Origin of the sequence: Paenibacillus thailandensis (assembly GCF_042685365.1) — a bacterium.
In the GTDB taxonomy this organism is placed as follows: Bacteria; Bacillota; Bacilli; order Paenibacillales; family Paenibacillaceae; genus Paenibacillus_AP; species Paenibacillus_AP thailandensis.
The window spans coordinates 78,775-97,407 of the sequence record NZ_JBHUMY010000007.1; the positions used below are offsets into that span (position 1 = coordinate 78,775).

10 protein-coding genes are annotated in these 18,633 nt (G+C 59.4%); 3 read left to right on the top strand and 7 right to left on the bottom strand.

The window, feature by feature from the left end:
* The first annotated feature begins 217 nt into the window (after nucleotides 1–217).
* The 3 genes from serS (at nucleotide 218) to ACFSW5_RS08165 (ending at nucleotide 4,687) form a co-directional block, all read left to right on the top strand.
* Nucleotides 218–1,516: a serine--tRNA ligase gene (gene serS / locus ACFSW5_RS08155; RefSeq protein ID WP_379271286.1), complete on the top strand. Its 1,299-nt coding sequence runs from the start codon at nucleotides 218–220 to the stop codon at nucleotides 1,514–1,516.
* A gap of 257 nt (nucleotides 1,517–1,773) precedes the next feature.
* Nucleotides 1,774–2,487 (top strand): winged helix-turn-helix domain-containing protein, encoded by a 714-nt coding sequence (locus tag ACFSW5_RS08160; RefSeq protein ID WP_379271288.1) that lies wholly within the window; start codon nucleotides 1,774–1,776, stop codon nucleotides 2,485–2,487.
* The gene (locus ACFSW5_RS08165) at nucleotides 2,465–4,687 is read left to right on the top strand and encodes a sensor histidine kinase (RefSeq protein ID WP_379271291.1); all 2,223 of its coding nucleotides are present in this window, start codon (nucleotides 2,465–2,467) and stop codon (nucleotides 4,685–4,687) included. Before ACFSW5_RS08160 ends, ACFSW5_RS08165 begins: the two co-directional genes overlap by 23 nt.
* A 283-nt stretch (nucleotides 4,688–4,970) precedes the next feature.
* Here the strand turns inward: ACFSW5_RS08165 and ACFSW5_RS08170 are convergent, their stop codons facing one another.
* The 7 genes from ACFSW5_RS08170 to ACFSW5_RS08200 all read right to left on the bottom strand — a co-directional run bounded on the left by ACFSW5_RS08170 (nucleotide 4,971) and on the right by ACFSW5_RS08200 (nucleotide 18,611).
* Complete coding sequence (locus ACFSW5_RS08170; protein ID WP_379271293.1) at nucleotides 4,971–7,031, bottom strand: copper amine oxidase; 2,061 nt, start codon at nucleotides 7,029–7,031, stop codon at nucleotides 4,971–4,973.
* 256 nt (nucleotides 7,032–7,287) lie between these two features.
* Nucleotides 7,288–9,309, bottom strand: coding sequence for a copper amine oxidase (locus ACFSW5_RS08175; protein ID WP_379271295.1), 2,022 nt, complete (start codon nucleotides 9,307–9,309; stop codon nucleotides 7,288–7,290).
* A gap of 309 nt (nucleotides 9,310–9,618) precedes the next feature.
* On the bottom strand, nucleotides 9,619–10,725 hold the full coding sequence (locus ACFSW5_RS08180) for a rhamnogalacturonan acetylesterase (RefSeq protein WP_379271808.1): 1,107 nt from the start codon (nucleotides 10,723–10,725) through the stop codon (nucleotides 9,619–9,621).
* A 383-nt stretch (nucleotides 10,726–11,108) separates the two neighbouring features.
* On the bottom strand, nucleotides 11,109–11,984 hold the full coding sequence (locus ACFSW5_RS08185) for a hypothetical protein (protein WP_379271297.1): 876 nt from the start codon (nucleotides 11,982–11,984) through the stop codon (nucleotides 11,109–11,111).
* A 369-nt stretch (nucleotides 11,985–12,353) separates the two neighbouring features.
* On the bottom strand, nucleotides 12,354–14,258 hold the full coding sequence (gene atzF / locus ACFSW5_RS08190) for an allophanate hydrolase (protein ID WP_379271299.1): 1,905 nt from the start codon (nucleotides 14,256–14,258) through the stop codon (nucleotides 12,354–12,356).
* Nucleotides 14,255–17,911, bottom strand: a complete 3,657-nt coding sequence (uca, locus tag ACFSW5_RS08195; RefSeq protein ID WP_379271301.1) for an urea carboxylase — start codon at nucleotides 17,909–17,911, stop codon at nucleotides 14,255–14,257. The genes atzF and uca overlap by 4 nt, the downstream gene beginning before the upstream one ends.
* A 46-nt stretch (nucleotides 17,912–17,957) precedes the next feature.
* Entirely contained in the window at nucleotides 17,958–18,611 is a 654-nt protein-coding gene (locus ACFSW5_RS08200) for an urea amidolyase associated protein UAAP2 (RefSeq protein ID WP_379271810.1), read from the bottom strand.
* Nucleotides 18,612–18,633 lie beyond the last annotated feature (22 nt).

An 18,633-nucleotide genomic window follows, 5' to 3' on the forward strand; every position in this document is an offset into this window, starting at 1 on the left:
CAGCCCGCATCTCCCTCCGCCAAGCAGGAGGACCTGCAAAGCGCTGCGTTCCCTAAGTTAACCGGACCCGCCCGTTACCGCGGAACCAAGGAGGGCTGCCCGGCATTATGCCGGCAAGCCAATTTGGGTGGCACCGCGAGTCTCTAAACGCTCCTCGTCCCAAGCGACGGAGCGTTTTTTTGTTTTTTTCATCCCCAAAACAAGGAGAGTGGCGGTTATGTTGGATATCAAATGGATTAGGGAAAACGGAGATACGGTGCAGCTTGCGGCTGAACGGAAAGGAATCGCCTTGTCGGTCAGGGAGCTGCTGGAGGCCGATGTCGCTTTACGCAGCTTGCGTCAGGAGGCCGACGCGCTGAGACAAGCCCGCAATACGCTGTCGACGGGCATCGGCATGGCGCTTCGGGACGGCAACGAAGCGTACGCGGAGCAAGCGAAGACGCAGGTGGCCGCCGTGAACGGACAGCTGGCCGGCCTGGAAGCCGAACTCGACGCCGCCGAACGGCGTTTCCGCTCGCTCATGGAGCTCGTCCCGAACGTCGTATCGCCCGATACGCCGGTCGGCAAGTCGGACGCGGACAATGTGGAAATTCGGCGGGTCGGTATGCCGAAGGAGACGGGCTTCCCGCAGCGGAGCCATATCGAGCTCGGCGAGCTGCACGATATGATCGACGTGCGGCGCGGCGTCAAGACGGCAGGCTCGCGCAGCTATTATTTGAAAGGCGCGGGCGTGCTGCTTCACCGGGCGGTCCAGCAGCTGGCCTTCGATAGGCTGGTGCACAAAGGCTTCACGCCGGTCGAGGTGCCGTTAATGGTGCGGGAGGAAGCGCTCGCTCACGCAGGATTTTTCCCGCTTGGACGCGATCAGGTGTACCGCATCGACGAGGAGGGAAGGTGGCTCGTCGGCACGTCGGAGGTGCCGCTCGTCAACTACTATGCCGATGAAATCGTCGACGCGGCGGAGCCGATCAAGCTGGCGGCTGCTTCGTCGTGCTTCCGCAGCGAGGTCGGCTCGGCGGGCAGGGACGTGCACGGGCTGTACCGGGTCCATCAATTCGCGAAAGTGGAGCAGGTGGTCATCTGCGAGGCGGATTACGAAGTATCGGAAGCGCTGCTGCAGGACATTACGGCAAACGCCGAAGAGCTGCTTCAATTGCTGGAGCTGCCCTACAGGGTGATGGCGGTATGCACCGGCGACATGTCGCAAAAAACGTACAAGCAATACGACATCGAGACGTGGATGCCAAGCCGCGGCAGCTACGGCGAAACGCATTCGTCGTCGAACCTCGGCGACTTCCAGGCGCGCCGTTCGAACATCCGTTACCGCGGCGCGGAAGGCAGGCTCCGTTATTGCCATACGCTCAACAATACGGCCGTCGCCTCGCCCCGCATCCTGATTCCGCTGCTGGAAAACCATCAGCTCGAGGACGGCTCGATTCATATTCCCGAGGCGCTCCGGCCCTATATGGGCGGCATGGCGCGGATCGCGCCGCCGGAGCCTGCCGTGCGGGCATAGAGCATAGCCAATGAATCGGATCAAGCCCCGATAAGGGGCTCTTAATCTTCCGGAGGACCGGTTTGCCCGCCGTATCGGCGGCAAAATAGTCCTCCGGTTGCTTTTTTGTACGAAAGGATTGTGTAAAATAATATTACATATACGATTGCCTTTCTTTCATTTTCGCCATAAAATTAGAATATTAATAACGATAACCTAACACCAAATACACACGGCGTTGCAATTACACCATTCCGTATTACAAGAGGTGAGCAAACATGCCAGGTGAATTGATTTTGACGGTTGACGATGAAACGAAAATTAGCGAGCTTGTAGGCCTGTTCCTGCAGAAGGACGGCTTCCGCCACCGCATGGCGACAAGCGGCAAGCAAGCGCTCGAAATCGCCGCAACCGACCGGCCTTCGCTGATCGTGCTTGACGTGCTGCTTCCCGACATGGAAGGTTACGAGCTATGCTCCCGCCTTCGCCAAACGACCGATGTCCCTATCCTATTCCTGAGCTGCAAAGACACGGAGATCGACAAAGTCGTCGGCTTGAGCGTCGGCGCGGACGATTACGTCAGCAAGCCATTCAGCCCCGTCGAGCTCATCGCCCGCATCAAGGCGCAGCTGCGCCGCAACCGCATCGTCCGAAGCCGCGGGGAAGACGCCTCCCCCGCCGCCATCGCCTCCGAGCACGTCCGCCTATCCGCAAGAACGCACGAAGCGTTCGTGGACGGCAAGCCCATCGACTTATCCGCCAAGGAATTTCAGCTTTTGTCCTATTTGATGCGACACCCCAAGCAAGTATTGACCGCCGAAAGGCTGCTCACCGCCGTATGGGGGTACGATAGCACGCTCGATACGAAAACCCTTCAAGTGCATATCGGCCATCTGCGCAAAAAAATCGAACCGGACCCGGCGAATCCGAAACGGATCGTCACGATCCGCGGCTTCGGCTATAAATTCGATGAAGCTGTCAAGCCGGTTTAACCTTGCGCGCCGGAAGCCCAAGGCGTTTGCGATCCAGCTCCTGCTGTCGATGCTCGCCGGATCGCTCGTCCCTTTGCTGCTGCTGTCCGCCATCGCCGGCCAAACGGTGCGGAGCCAGCTGCAGCGCTCTAGCCAATTAAGCGCGGAACGGACCGAAATGAACTATATCCGCATGTACGAAAATCATATCGAAGAGCAGGCGCAAAGCATCGATTCGGAGCTCCGAAAAGTGGAAAGCGCGGTGCTTGTGGCGAAGGCGATGGCGGAAGCCCTTTTCTCCAAACCGTCCGCCTGGCCCGAAACGTTCGTGGAGTACGAATACGACGAGGCGGAGAACCGTTACGTCGACCTCGACGAAGACGGCAAAGGAATGGTCAGCATCCGCGTGGAAAGCCGCGAAGAGAAGCCGACGGCCGAACAGACCCGGGATTTTGCGATCGGCAAAAACCTGCACCCGGTTTTCCGCGCCCAAACGGCCAACAACCCGAACATCGTCACGATGTACTACATTCATCCGCAGTCGGGCTCGTACGTGTACCCGTTCTATGACGGCCCGCCCGCCCCGGACTCCCGGCCAATCCGCAAGCTGACGACTTACCCGTTTTATACCGACGCCCTGATCGTGCCTCCCGGCGTAGACGAAGTCGTCTGGACCAAGCCGTATTACGACATCACGCCGAGAGGCTGGATGTTTACGGCGACAACCCCCGTCTACGACGACAAAAGAAGGCTGAGAGGAATCGTCGCCGCGGACGTGACCGTCGACAGCTTTATCGGCAACGTCGTGGACACGAATTTTGACACCCGGGACGGTTACGCTTTGCTGCTCGATTCGCACTACACCTTGATCGCCGCGCAGCAGCACGGCTTATACGAGATCAACCGGATGAACCTGATCTCGGCATTCCGCTCTTCCAGGCCGCAGGACGGCCGCCAATACCGCATCATGGAGCTGAGCGGTGAAAACAAGGCGGTATTTAGCCGCTCCATTCCTTCGACGCATTGGACGCTTGGTTATATCATCGCCGAGAGGACGCTGCTCGAGCCCGTTTATTCGGCCACGAAGGAGCTGAATCAGCGGACGGAGCGGGCGCTGACGCTCCAGCTCGCCTTGTTGTGCGGCCTGGCGGTTATGTTGAGCATAGCGCTTGCGTTTTTTCTGCGCGCGCGCATCGCGCGGCCGGTCGATCGGCTTGCGGAAGCGTTCGCCAAAATGGGCGAAGGCAAGGTCGCCGTAACGCACCACGATACGCGGGTGCTCGAGTTCAACCGGCTGCTGCACGATTTCAACCGGATGTCGGGCAAAGTAAGCGAGCTGATGGAAGCGCAAGCGGCGTTAAACGCCGATCTGGAACACAAAGTCCGGCTCCGGACGGCGGAGCTTAAGGAAATGAACGACGAGCTCGAGATGCGCGTCCGGGAGCTGACCCGTCTCGAGCAATGGCGCAAAGAGCTGTTCATGAACATCTCGCACGATCTGAAGACGCCGATTACTCTAATCCAAGGGTATATCGAAGCGATTCATGAGGGCGTTATTCCGGAGGAGCAGACCGGCTTTTATTTGCGGCGCATCCGCGACGGCATCGCGGCGATCACCCATTTTGTCCGCAGCTTGAACGAGCTGAGCTTACTCGAAACGAGGCAGCTCGCGGCCCGGATGGAGCCGCTCGATGCGACGGAGCTGTTCCGGGCGATCGCGTCCAAATGGGCGCCTTATATGGAGCTTGCCGGGCGGCCCTTCCGCATCGAACGGCTGTCGGGCGGCGCCCCGTTGCTTGGCGACGCCCATCTGCTCGGGCGGGTGCTGGACAATTTGATCGAAAACGCGCTCAAATATACCGAAGAACGGCTGCCGGTCGCCTTTCGCTACGAGCTGGCGGAAGGCGCAGCCAAGTTCAGCGTCATCGACGCCGGACCCGGCATTCCCGAAGATGCCATCCCGTACGTGTTCAACTCGTTTTACCGGGTAGACAAGTCGCGCAACAGCGGCATTCCCGGCAGCGGCCTGGGGCTGTCGATCGCGAAAGAAATCGCCGCGATGCACGGCGGGGAGCTAAGCGTCGACGTGCGCCGCGGCGAAGGCGGCAGCGGCTGCACGTTCGCGCTGTCGCTGCCGCTGCGGCAGGAGGCCGGCGCAGCCTCGGAACGGCGCACGGAAGCCCCGCCTGCGGACGAGTACCGGGGCGCCTCGGCGGGATAAGCGCACGGCATGCGGCCGGACCCGAGTCCGGCGCGAAAGCGGCGGCTTTACGGCGCGGCGCGGCGCCCGCGCGAACCGTGGCGTATGGGCCACCGGGTTCGCCGGCGGGATCGGGCCGGAAGCGGAGCCGTGCTGCAGAACCCGGCGATATCGGCGGTAAACCGCAAGGAGCCTCTTGTTGAGAAGGCTCCTTGCTTGATGGCGACTTTTAAGCGGCCGTAAACCGACTGCGCCGATGGATCATGCCATAAATGCCTGCCGGCAACGGGTTATTCTTCCGCCGTCACTCCCCATCAGCCGCATCCGCCGCCGCCCCATCCGATGATGCCGCCGGTTCGGCGGCCGGCTCAAGCAGATCCAGCGTCGGCGTCTCGTTAAAGAAATTCCACGGCTTGATCATCGCCGTTACCCATTCCGTCGGCATGATCGGGAATTCCTCCGCCCGCATCACGTGCGTCGTGCCCGTCGTCATCCAGACGACCGTGTCGGTGTCCGCGATCGGGCGGTTTTGCCGCGTCCATAATCCGAGACCCGTGTCGGTGTTATGCGTCGTATATTTGCCCTCCGAATACTGCTCGTCTTTTTTGTACGGCGTGACCCAAATATGATGATTGATGAATTCCGCGCGCTTCAACACGTAATCCGTCTTTGTGAACAACGGCTCCTCCATGAACGGATGCGTGCCGCCGGCATAAGGGATGATCTGGTACCCGGTCGGGTAACCAAGCTTGTTTTCTTCGCTGTCGCTGGTGACAAGAACGATTTTGTCCGGGTCGAATTTTTGGATCGCGTCCTGCTCTTTTTCGTACGTTTTTTCGATCGTCACCATTTCGCTGCGGGCAAACTCCGGATTCGGGACCGTTTCGGCCCTCGGCAATATTTCGCCGACCGTGTTCGTTTCGCCGTCGATGTCGAGATCGAGCCGGAAGTTGAAAATATGCTGGTGCGTCGGCGCCACGATATTCGTATCCACCAGCGTGCCGTTGCGCGTATCTTCCGCGGCCGTCGCATCGTGCATCGTCTCCGTGTCCACCGCCTTGATCTGGGCCAGCCCTGTCGCGCCAACCATCAGCTTGATGGAGCCGTTCTGCATGAACACCCAATCGAGCACGTAATCGTAGTTGCCGATCGTTGCGATCGAGCGCAGCACCAGCTCGCGGCGTTCGCGCGCATCGCCGTTATGGGACCATTCCGGATCGGCGTACCGCTCGAACACGGCGAACGCGTCCTTGATGACGGTCGCCTTGCCGGCCGTATCGTTAATGGCCGCGTCAAACAACGTCGCGTTTTGAGGAACGTCCGAGCCCATATTTAACGGCCGGGTCGACATGCCGACGCCGTATTCGCCCGCGTCCATAAATATTTTGTACAGCCAGGCCGGGTCCGGGTCGCCGTAAGGAACCATCATGCCGCCCAAATATCCTTCGTACATAATTTTCCGTTTCTCTCCGCTTTCCGAATAGGTAACGGTGGACACAATCGGACCGACGCGGGGGTCCAAACGGAAATGAAAGTTCCAGTTTTGCCAGTCGATTTTGTTGCCCTTAACGGAAAAGCTGGCCCCCTCCGGCTGCGTAATGATAAGCGGCTTGATCTGCTCCGTACGGGCGCTCTTGATCACTTTCGAATAGTCGTTCGGATCGGTCGGCACCGGCGGCGTCGCGTAATCGTAAATTTTGACGACTTTTTTGGCGTTCAGGTCGACGAGAAAAGCGAGACCGTCCATCGGATGAGCAAAGCTGTTGACCGCTCCCTCGATAATCGGACGCGGGACGGACATCGCAAGGCGAGAGCCCTTGGGAGTCAGCTCGGGGCCGTAATCGCCAAGCGGGCCGTCGCTGAACCGCACCTTGCTCAGATCGGTTATGCCGCGTTTTTCAAGAGCGGCGACGGCAGCCGGATCCTTCTTGACGATGTCGCCGGTCTGCCCGTACTCGGTATACAGCGGCCAGCCTTCCGGTACCGCCTTCCACTGCACCACCGTCCCGTTGTCGAGGTCGACGACGCCTTCGTAAGGCTTCTCCTGCTTGACGGCCGTAAACGTAGCCTGACGGGGCAGCCGCGCGCTGCCGTCGGAATATTCCCATTCCCACACCTTTGCTTTGTCCGGCTCCTCCAGCTTGATTTCGGCAAAATACAAGCTTGCGTCCCCGTATGCCGACTCTTTCACGATTCGGGCCGCTTTCTCGATCTCCTCCGGCGTCAAGGCGTTAAGCGGATGATACACGATCGCCTCCACTTCGGCCGCGCTCAGCCTGCCGATCCCGAACGCGCCGTACCCGATGCCCGTCGAGCTGACGGCGATTGAAGCGGCAATCAGCGGAATAAGCCATTTTCTCCTCATTATCGAACCCCTCCATTGCTTAATCGAATGCCAAGCTTGTAACCAGTGTAGCGATTGCAAGTAAAAGGCGGAGTCGGATAAGGTAAAGTTCAGCTAACATTTCGGCGGATTTTCGGTAAAGTCCGGCGATGCCGCAGCCCAAGGAAGCGACCGGGGCAACCGCCATAAAAAAGGCTTTGCGCCGCCCCGTTTGGGGGCGGCGCAAAGCTTTAGGAATACGCGAATAGCGGATGAACGATTCCGGCCATTCCGGCTTTTACTCCACCTTCGGCAAATCGAGCGTCGGCGTCTCGCCGAAGAAGTTCCACGGCTTGATCATCGTCGTGACCCATTCCGTCGGCATGATCGGGAACTCTTCCGCCCGCATCACGTGCGTCGTTCCCGTCGTCAGCCAGACGACGCTGTCGGTTCGCTCGATGCCGCGGTCCTGCTTCGTCCATGCGCCCAGGCCGGTGTCGGTGTTATGGGTCGTATATTTGCCTTCGGAGTAAAGCTCGTCTTTCCTATACGGCGTCACCCATACGTGATTGTTAATGAATTCCGCCCGCTTCAGCACGTAGTCCGTTTCCGTGAACAACGGCTCTTCCATGAACGGATGCGTACCGCCGGCAAACGCGATCATTTGATAGCCGGTCGTGTAACCTTGCTTGTTCTGCTTCGCTTCGCTCGTCACCAGCACGATTTTGTCCGGATCGAACTTCTGGATGGCTTCTTGCTCGGTCTTATACGTCTTCTCCTCCATAATCATTTCGCTGCGCGCGAAGCCGGGGTCTTGATCTACGGCTACCGTCTTCGGCAATATTTCGCCGACCGAGTTGATTTCCCCGTCCACGTCCATATCGAGGCGGAAGTTGAAAATATGCTGGTGCGTCGGCGCCACGATGTTCTGATCGACCAGAACGCCGTTGCGCGTGTCGTCGACAGCCGTCGGGTCTTGAATCGTTTCGCTGGCGACCGCCTTCACTTGGGCGAGGCCGGTAGCGCCGGTCATAATTTTGATCGTGCCGTTCTGCTCGAATACCCAGTCGAGCACGTAGTCGTAGTTGCCGATCGTCGCGATCGAACGAAGCACCAGCTCGCGGCGTTCGCGCGCTTCCGGACCGTTCGGCGTGTTATGCGACCATTCCGGATCGGCGTAACGCTCGAACAACGCGAATGCGTCTTTGAAAATTTCCGCTTTGCCTTCGGTCGTGTTCAGCGCAACGTCGAACAATACGGCGTTGTTCGGCGCGTCGGCGCCTACCTTCAGCGTCCGGGTGGACAGTCCCACGCCGTATTCGCCGGCATCCATAAAGATTTTATAAAACCAGGCCGGCTCCGGATCGCCGTAAGGCACCATCATGCCGCCCATGCCGCCTTCGTACATAATTTTCCGTTTTTCGCCGCCGTCCGCATACGTTACGGTCGATACGATCGGACCGACGCGCGGGTCCATGCGGAAATGGAAGTTCCAGTTCTGCCAGTCGACCATATTTCCTTTCACCGAGAAGCTGGCCCCTTCCGGCTGCGTAATAATAAGCGGCTTCAACTCGTCCGTGCGGTCGCTCTTGATCACCTTCGAATAATCGTTATCCTCCATCGGAATCGGCGGAGTCGCGTAATCGTAAATGTCGACCACTTTTTTCGCGTCCAGATCAATCAGCAGCGCCAAACCGTCAATGGGATGAGCATAGTTGTTCACCTTCCCCTCGATAGTCGGTCGCGGGACGGCAATCGCCAGTCTGGAACCCGGAGGCGTAAGCTCGGGGCCGTAATCGCCCAGCGGACCTACCGCAAACCGAATGGCGTCCACCGTAAGATCGCGTTTCGCCAGCGCCGCTTTCACTTGAGGGTCCCGCTTAATAAAATCTTGAGCGCCTGCGCCTTCGTTGAACAACGGCCAGCCTTGCGTCACTTCCTTCCAATAGATGACCGTTCCTTCATCGAGGTCGACCGTTCCTTCGTACGGGGTATCCCCTTTAATCGCGGTGAACGTCGCCTGACGCGGCAGCTTGCCCGCGCGGCCGGAATATTCCCACTCCCATACCGCCGCCTTATCCGGCTCTTCCAGCTTAATTTCGGGGAAATACATGCTGGCGTCGCCGTACCGGGATTTTCTAATAATCGAAGCGGCCTCTTCTATTTCCTCCGGAGTCAATGCATTAAGAGGATGATAGACCATTGCCTCGATTTCCGCCGCGCTTAGGCGGTTGAAGGCGAATCCCCCGCTGCTCATCGCGATCGTTCCAACTACTACCGCTGCCGCAACCGTTGAGACGAACCACTTCTTTCTCCCCATACTACCGCTCTCCCTCCGCATATTAAAATTCATGCCCGCCGGGACTTCCGGATGGGCAAACCGCGCCCGGCATCCCTTTCGCTTGCCCGCGGTTTATCCGCGTTCCCATCCCATCTTAACAGCGCTACCTAAAGGGACGGCCGCATAGAGGTAAAATCCGGTTAACGTTTAGGCTGCGCCTGCGTAAAATATGGGCTGCGGGAGGGAAGAGTCTTACGAGAATTAAAATCTAAAAAAGAAACGGCGATGCAACGGTAAGTTCCGTAGTCGCCGTTTCTTTTATTTCGATCTATGACTGGTTGCGCGCCATTAACGATCCGCTGAAAAACCGTCCAGCCCTTGCCTTTGCAATTCCTCGGCCACAAGGCGGGCCAATTCCGTTGCCCCGGCGCGATTAGGGTGCAAGGTATCCCCCGGCATGTAAAGCTCGAGCGTAGCTTCCGGACCGATCGAGGTAAAGTATGCCGAGCTAAGCACGTTAAGGTCGACCAATGGAACATTCTCTTCCTGCGCCAAAGCCACGGTCGAATGCCGATACCATCTGTTTACGGAGGAGTGAACGCCTTCCGCATTAAAATCCGTTGCCCTTCCTTGCGGAGTCGATAAGATCACGGTCGCCCCTTTGGCCTTTACTTGCCTGACCATATCGCGCATGATCTCTTTAAATTCCGCTTCGGTCGTGCTATTTTTCGGATTCGTATCGTTAATTCCCAATTGCAATATAAAATAATCGCCCGGCTTAATGTACTTCAAGATCGCTTCCAGTTGTCCTCCGTCCCGGAAGCCTCTGGCAATCTGGCCGCCCGAAGCCATATTTCTCACTTGAAACGTCTGCGCGCTGACAAACTCCTTAAACAGTTGTCCCCATCCGGCCTGCGCGCTTGAATCCAGCGGATAGTAGTTGCACACGGTCGAATCTCCGCCGATATAGATCGTTCTATTCGTGACCGGGTTATCCGACAGCTTTCTGATTTTCAGGGCGCTTAAAGTAAAAGCCGTCCCCTCCTTGCCGGCCGTAACAAGGATATTCAGTTGTCCGTCGGCAATCGGAATTTGGAATTTATCCGTTGCGTTGTTTCCGGTCATATTGATGACTTGATAAACGCCCTCCGCCGCCACGCTTGCTCTGGCCGTGTTTCCTAACGTCACTTTAATCTCATAAAGTCCGTTCGAAAGATCGACGTTAAACGTGTTTTCGCTTTTGGTGCCGTAAGTTAAAAACTGAACGGCGTCGCTTGCGGCGCCCGTGCCGGAGGCCGTCACATTCTGCATGTTGTCCGGCGTGTTAAAGCCGTAGCCTTTCTCCGGCGCATAACCATCGGAAGCGCTGACGCCGATATAGCCGGGTTCCACGTCTCCGCCCCCGAAATCAAACTTGATTTCGTCTATCGCCGCCTCCGCGCGCATAGCCGGCATCCCCCCGAGAAAAACAGCCGTCATCAGAATTGTTGATAGCGTTTTCAACCATTTGCTTTTCATTTCCATAATTCCTCCCTTATCGGCAATATTTAAAAACGATAGGAAACACCCCACCTCTCCTTTTATTTGAAATTAAGTATAGGAAAGGATTTATTTTCCATCAATAAGACCTTCTTGCAGGCCGTTCTTGCATTATATTGTCTCCCTTGCACTTTCTTGTTCGCCATGCGTTCTTTCGCAGCATATCCCGCCGACGAAGGTCGAAGCGAAATCACAACGGCGGCAAAAAAAATAGAGGAGCGCCTCAAGGGGACGCTCCCTTAACAGATAAACCGCCGTTCCGGCAGTTTTATTGGAATGGGGATTGGAACATTCGGTGCTTATCGGACCTCCGCCGTAAACGGAACAAGAAATACTTCCCCGTTCCGTTGAAACTGTCCCCACAGCTTATATAGCCCGCTGCGCGGAAAGCTGACGCCAAACACCGCCTGCGGCCCCGAGGAAGCCCAGTTCAGCGGATGAAGATGCAAATAATCATTTAGCCCTTCGTCAATCGCCACGGCATGCCCGACCGCGCCGAGATAAAGCTCCAGGTCGCGAATCGGCTCCCCCGTCTTCGCGTCCGTGAACGTATACGTCATCGTCAACGCCTGCAGCTTCGCCGGCGCTTGATCGAAGGTAAGCTCGACTTGCATGCCGTCGACCGTCGCGACGAACGATTCGCTTGGCGTCAGATCGTAAGCGGCTCCCGGCGTTCCCGCCACGGCAACTTCAGCCGTGCGCGTCAGCTCATTCATCCCCGTCGGCTGAAAGTCGGCGTACAGCTTATAACTTCCGCCGGCAGGGAAAGCGACGTCCAGTTCATAAATGCCTTTGCCTTTATACTCGGGATGAACATGCTGAAATTCCGCCAAATCCCGGCTTACGACGACCAAATGAATCAGCTTTTCGTTAACGACGTCAAAGCTTTCGATCGGCGTTCCTCCCTTCCCCGTAACCGTCAGCCTGAGCAGGCCAGCCTCGCCCGCGGCGGGAGCGCCTTCCGGCCATTCAAACCGCATCCGGACCGCCTTCTCGCTTGCCGTCTCCACGGCGGCATGGCGATGCGCCAGCGTCATCGCAAACGGGTCCAGGTAAGGATCCGCCATATCGCCGGAGCCGGAGGCGTCGGATTTCCCCGCCCCCTCCAGCATAAAGGTCATCGCGAAGCCGGCGAGCATCAGTCCGGCAAGCAGCGCCCATTTCATCCGTTTCATCGCTTCACCTCCACGTCTCCTTCGTCCATTGTATCCGCCCATGGTAAAGGAATCCGTGCCCTCAAGGTAAAGTCCGGGTAAAAAAGGTTAATGATAAATCAGATTCAGTATGCCTGCAACGATGAATATAACCCCCATCACTAACGATACGGAAAAATCGCAATGATTCCAACCGTAAACAGCACAATGCCTATGAACAGGTTCATCTAAAGTTCAACTCCCTGCAAATAAATACGGAAGCTTTGCAAGGAAGTATCAACATCCGTTTAGGAGACAGCGGCAACGATCGTAAACAAAAAGCCGCAATTATGCGGCTCACAAAATCGATTGAATCTGATATCAACCTGAAAAAGCAATGGATTGTTCGAGTTATACGCCAGCGGCTGCTGCATTGCGCCAGCCGCCGTAAACGGTGATGTCTTCGGCCCCCGCTTCCGCGTAGCCTTCGCAGACGAAGCCGGGAACCTCCGACCCGTCGGCAAGCTCGACCTTTCCGATGCCGAGCGGAGCTGGGATCGAAGCGACGAAAGCGCCGAACGACGCTGCCGGCATTTCCCACACTTCCAGCGCGACGGACGAACCTCCGTCCGCTTGCCGGATCAGACCCGGCTTGGGCGGCGATGTCGGCAGTTTGACCAGCTTATAAGCTGCTGCCGTATTCGACTCGCGGACAAACTCGGCCCCGCACGCCTTCATTTGGCGTTCAAGCGGAAAGCCGCGCATATGTAGGCCGCATACGGCAACAAGCACCGTATCCGCTCCATTGACGACTCTCGTTGCGCTGCGGGTATCCGTCTCCGCAGCGATGCCGGGAGTCGCTTCCTCCCCTGCCGGAGCCGAAGCAGCCGCGGCCGGCACTGCCGACGGACTTGCGCCGTTCCCGGGCGCCTCCAATGCTTCCGGTGCCGCTTCGGCTCCGGCAGGCCCGCCCGTCGCCGCTTCGCCCGTCCAATCGAGCGCAAAGCCGCGGATCAAGTCCTCGCGGTCGCCGGCGGCAAAGGCCGTAATGCCAAACGGAGCGCCCGCTTCCGCTTCTCCGGCCGGAAGGGCGACCGCGCACAGATCCAGCAGGTTGCAATGGTTCGTATAGCGGCCCATGTCGCGGTTCGTGCCGAGCGGATCGGCTGCCACCTGTACGCGGGTCCAAGTTCCGCCGCAGGTCGGAAGGACGAGCACCGCGTCCCGCAGCAGCGCGTGCGCCTTCAGCTTCAGCGCCCGAAGACGGTGCATCGCCTTAAATACGGAAGCTGCCCCAAGCTCCGGAGCCGCCCCACTCCGCAAAATACTTTCCGTAACCGGCAATGCAGCGCCCGGATTCGCTTCGATAAACGCGCCCAATCCGGCCCACCGCTCCGCTATCCACGGCCCTTCATACAAGATAGCCGCCGCTTCCTCGAACGGCTCGATGTCTACGTATTCCACCGGCAGCCCGCATGCCTCGAGCCTGCAGACCGCGGCCTTCCACGCTGCGGCATACCGCTCCGCCAGCGGACCGTAAAACGCAAGCTCCCCGCGCGGCAGGCAAATGCCGGACGGCCTGGACGAAGTCGGTTCGGGGAGCGCGCGGGACCAAAGGTCCCGCCTATCGACGCCGCGAACGATACGGTCGATCAGCAAAGCGTCGCCCGCAGCATTCGCAAATACGGTAACGCAATCGAGGCTCTCGCACGCGGGAACGACCCCTCTTACCGGCCAAGCGCCCAAGCTCGGCTTATAGCCGACAAGGCCGTTCAAGGCGGCCGGCACCCGGCCCGAGCCGGCCGTATCGGTGCCGAGCGCAAACGCGGCCTGGCCCCGGGCCACGGCGACGGCAGAGCCGGAGCTGGAGCCGCCGCTGATCAGCTCCGGCCGGAGTGCGTTATGCGTCTCGCCGTAAGGGCTTCTCGTTCCGACAAGGCCGGTCGCGAACTGGTCGAGATTCGTCTTGCCGACCGGAACGGCGCCCGCCTCGACAAGGCGGCGTACCGCTTCGGCATGCTCCGCGGGCGTGTACGCATAATCCGGACATCCCGCCGTCGTAGGCATGCCGGCTACATCGATGTTGTCCTTAACCGCAAACGGGATGCCCCATAAAGGCGCGCCGGCCGGATCGATACGGCGCAGCGCCTCCAAATAAGGGCCGATTCTCTCCATCGAAGGAGGCGTAATCCATATGTTCATGTCCGCTTCTTCTTCCGCCAGCCGGACGATGTCCGACATGACCCGCTCCGGCGTAATTGTACCGTCGGTATAAGCCTGCCTTAACAAAGCGATCGATCGGATAGGCGCGTTCATCCTTGCAGCACCTCCTCCTTCGCCGGCTCCGGAACAAGGCCGACCAGCAGCTGCCCCGCCTGTACCGCATCCCCAACCCGGACGTATACGGCCGACACCCGCCCGTCGCAGGTCGCCGCCTGGTTGAATTCCATCTTCATGCTTTCCTCGATAATCAGCGTATCGCCTTTTTTCACCCGCTGACCGGGCTCGACCAGCACCTTCCAGACGCTTCCCGGCATGTTGCAGCGCACCGCTACCGCGCCTTCCTCCAGCTCTTCCTCTTCCTTCTCCGCGCCGGTCTCATGCTCGGAGACGTATTCCGCGAGGCCGAGCTCCCGCCACCGCTCGCGCTCCTCGCGGAACGCGCGCCGCTGCGTATCGCGGAAGCCTTGCGCATCTTCTTCAATCGATTCGAGAAACCGCAAGTACTCCCCGAGATCAAAGGTCGTTTCCGTAATATCCGCTTCAAATCTTCCTCTCGGAAAATCTTCCCGCAGCTTAAGCAGCTCATCGGCCGTTACCGGGTAGAAGCGGATCTGGTCGAAAAACCGGAGCAGCCACGGTTTCCCCGGCTTAAAGCTTTGCGTCGAACGCAGCTTATTCCACATTTGCACGGTACGGCCTACAAACTGGTACCCGCCGGGGCCTTCCATGCCGTACACGCACATGTAGGCGCCGCCGATGCCTACGGCGTTCTCCGGCGTCCATGTCCGCGCCGGGTTGTATTTGGTCGTCACCAGCCGGTGGCGAGGATCGGTCGGCGTCGCGACCGGCGCTCCCAAATAGACGTCGCCAAGCCCCATGACCAAATAATTCGCCTCGAAAACAATCCGCTTCACGTCCTCGATGCTGCCGAGTCCGTTCACCCGGCGGATGAACTCCAGATTGCTCGGACACCACGGCGCATCCGGCCGCACGTTCTGCTGGTAACGGTCGATCGCCAGCTGCGTTGCCGGATCGTCCCAAGATAACGGCAAACGAACGATTCGCGAAGGAACACGCATCGACTCGAGCGGCGGCAGGCTCCTGTCGAGCTCGAGCACGAGCCGGGCCGCTTGCCGCACGGTTATCGCCGAGCGGTCGATATGGATCTGCAGGGAACGGATGCCCGGCGTCAAATCCAGCGCCGGTATCCGGCCGCTCTCGGCGATCGCCGACATTAGAGCATGAACCTGGAACCGCAGCTTCAAATCCAGCTCCATCGGCCCGTATTCGACAAGCAAGTTCTCATCCCCGCTGCAGCGGACGGTGATCGGGAACTGCCTTCCTTCCGCTTCTTGAACAAGCAGAGGGTATTCGGGGGTAAACGCCGCGCCCGCTTCCGGCAGCCGGACCGCGGTCAGCACCGCCCGCTTGCCGGAGCCGATTTCCGCGAGCTGGCGCTCCTGTTCGTCCCGCAGCCGTTCCGCCTCTTCCAGCGTTAGAAGCCGGAACGACACGCGGTCTCCGGGATGAAGCTGGCCCAGCTTCCACAGCTCGGCCGAGGCGGTCGTGACCGGGCAGACGAACCCGCCGAGGCTCGGGCCGTCCGGGCCAAGCAAAATCGGCATGTCGCCGGTCAAATCAAGCGCCCCGATCGCATAAGCGTTGTCGTGGATGTTGGATGGGTGAAGCCCCGCTTCGCCGCCGTCCTCCCGGGTCCACAGCGGCGCCGGACCGATCAGGCGGACTCCCGTCCGCGAGCTGTTGAAATGAACCTCCCATTCCGTAGAGGTCAACTGCTCCAAATAACCGGGCTGCAAATACTCGACGGTGCAATGCGGCCCCGGAATAACGCCGATCGTCCAACGGCCGGCCAAGGACGGCCGGTACTCCGGCGCCAGCGCCTCGTCCGTCGCCGCGCCGGCCGCCGCAGCGGCTTCCTTGACGCGCACGCGCAGCACGTCCCCGACGCGCAGCGCCCGCCCTCCATGGCCGCCGAAGCCGCCCAGCGTAAAGGTGGCCGAGCTGCCAAGAATATGCGGCATGTCGAAGCCGCCTTCGACGAGCAGGTATGCCCGCATCCCCTGCCGCGCCTCGCCGAACTCGAGAACCTGACCGCGATTCGCCGACATCGGCTTGTAATACGGAACCGGCACGCCGTCAAGCGTCGCCTCCATCGGCGCGCCCGTCAAGCAGAATCGCATGCCCGAACGGAACCGATACGAGCCGCCTCTGAGCGTCAGCTCCAGTCCCGGCGCATCGTCCGGATTGCCGAGCAGCTTGTTCCCGATCCGCATCGAATACGCGTCCATCGGCCCGCACGGCGGCACGCCGACGTCCCAATGCCCCGTTCTTCCCGGCCAATCCTGCACGGTCGTCTGCACGCCGCCGTCCAGCACTTCGATCGCGCGCTCTTCCGGCTCAAAGCCGTTCAGCATGCGAGTATGCACATGACCTTCAAGACAACCCGGTTCCGCGAGCAGCGCCTCCAAGTATTGCAAATTCGTCGTCACGCCATAAATCCGCGTTTCCTTCAAAGCCTCGGCCAGCTTGCGCAGCGCGTCCCGGCGGTCGGAGCCGTGCACGATAATTTTGGCAAGCATCGGATCGTACATCGTCGCCACTTGGATGCCGTCTCGAATCCACGTCTCTACCCGCACATCCTCCGGAAAAACCGCACGGTCGATCTGGCCGGCGCTCGGGCGGAAGCCCTGCAGGCAATCTTCCGCGTACAAGCGGGCTTGCACGCTGTGGCCGCGCGGGCTTCCGTAGAGCGAATCAAGACCGGTCAGCTCGCCGGCCGCCTCCCGAACCATCCATTCCACGAGGTCGATGCCAAGCACCTCTTCCGTTACGCCGTGCTCGACCTGAAGCCTTGTGTTCACCTCGAGAAAATAAAAACGAGCCGTTTCCGGGTCGTACAGAAACTCGACCGTTCCCGCGCTCCGGTAACCGGCCTGCTGCGCCAGCCTTTTAGCCGCCGACAGCATTTCCGTCCGGACCTCTTCGGGAAAGAGCGGCGCCGGGCTCTCTTCGATCACCTTCTGGTTGCGGCGCTGAATCGAGCAATCCCGTTCGCCAAGGGCCGCCACTTCGCCGAAACGGTTGCCGAATATTTGCACTTCGACGTGGCGGGCCCTCGCGACGTATTTCTCGAGAAAGACGCCGCCGTTATTGAAGTTCGATTCGGCCAAATGGCGCACCGACTCAAACGCCGCGGACAGCGCCGCTTCGTCCTCGCACACGCGCATGCCGATGCCGCCGCCTCCGGCGGTGCTCTTCAGGATGACCGGATAGCCGATGCGGGCGGCCTCCGCAAGCGCGCCTTCCTTATCGGCGATCAGGCCCGTTCCCGGCAGCATCGGCACCCCGGAGCGCTCCGCCAGCGCGCGGGCCGAATGCTTCAGTCCGAACTGTTCCATCTGTTCCGGCTCCGGGCCGATAAAGACGATCCCCTTTTGCCTGCAGGCACGCGCGAAATCGGCATTTTCGCTCAGGAAGCCGTAGCCCGGATGAATCGCTTCCGCCCCCGTCTCCTCGGCGATCCGCAATATAAGCTCCCCGTTCAAGTAGCTTTCCTTCGCCGGACCTTCCCCGATCAGCACCGCCTCGTCGGCGAGCTCGACGTGCAGGCTGTCCTGGTCCGCCTCCGTATAAACGGCCACCGACGCGATTCCCATCCGGCGCAGCGTCCGCTCAATCCGTACGGCTATAGCGCCCCGGTTGGCGATCAATATTTTGGTGAACATAAGCTCCACTCCTTTACAGGTTCAATATCAGCGATTAACAAGACGGTTACGGATTCCAGACGAGCAGCCTAACCGGCGTCGGATTATACGCGTTGCACGGATTGTTAAGCTGCGGGCAGTTGCTGATCAGCACCGTTGTGCGGCGCGTCGCCCGCATTTCCACATAACGGCCGGGAGCCGATACGCCGTCGGCAAACTCCAGCCCTCCTTCCGGAGTTACGGGCACGTTCATGAAAAAGTTCACGTTGGGGGCCAGATCCCTCTTCGTATAGGAACCGCCGCGTTTGGCCAGCTGGAGCAAAAACGTATCGCGGCAATTGTGCATATGCAGCTTGTCGTGCGCGTAGCGGACCGTATTGCTTTGCGCCGAGCACGCGCCGCCCAGCGTATCGTGCCTGCCGCAGGTGTCGGCCACGATACGAACCAGCTCGTTTCCGCTTTCGGCAAGCAGCGCCGAACCGGCCGTCAAATAAATATTGCCTTGCGCCGCTATCGTCCGCACAGCGCTGTAATGGTCCTGCGGATTGTCGGCATCGAAAAAGAGCGTATCCGCAGCCTGGTTTCCTTCCAAATCCACGATGCGGAACGTTTGGCCGGGCTCCAGATCATACATCCACCCTTCTCCGGCAGGCAAAGTCAAATCGTAAATCGCATCCTTTTCCGGCAGCACGCTTTCGACGCGGTTGAAAGCAGTCGTCATCATCGTCATTCCTCCTGACCAT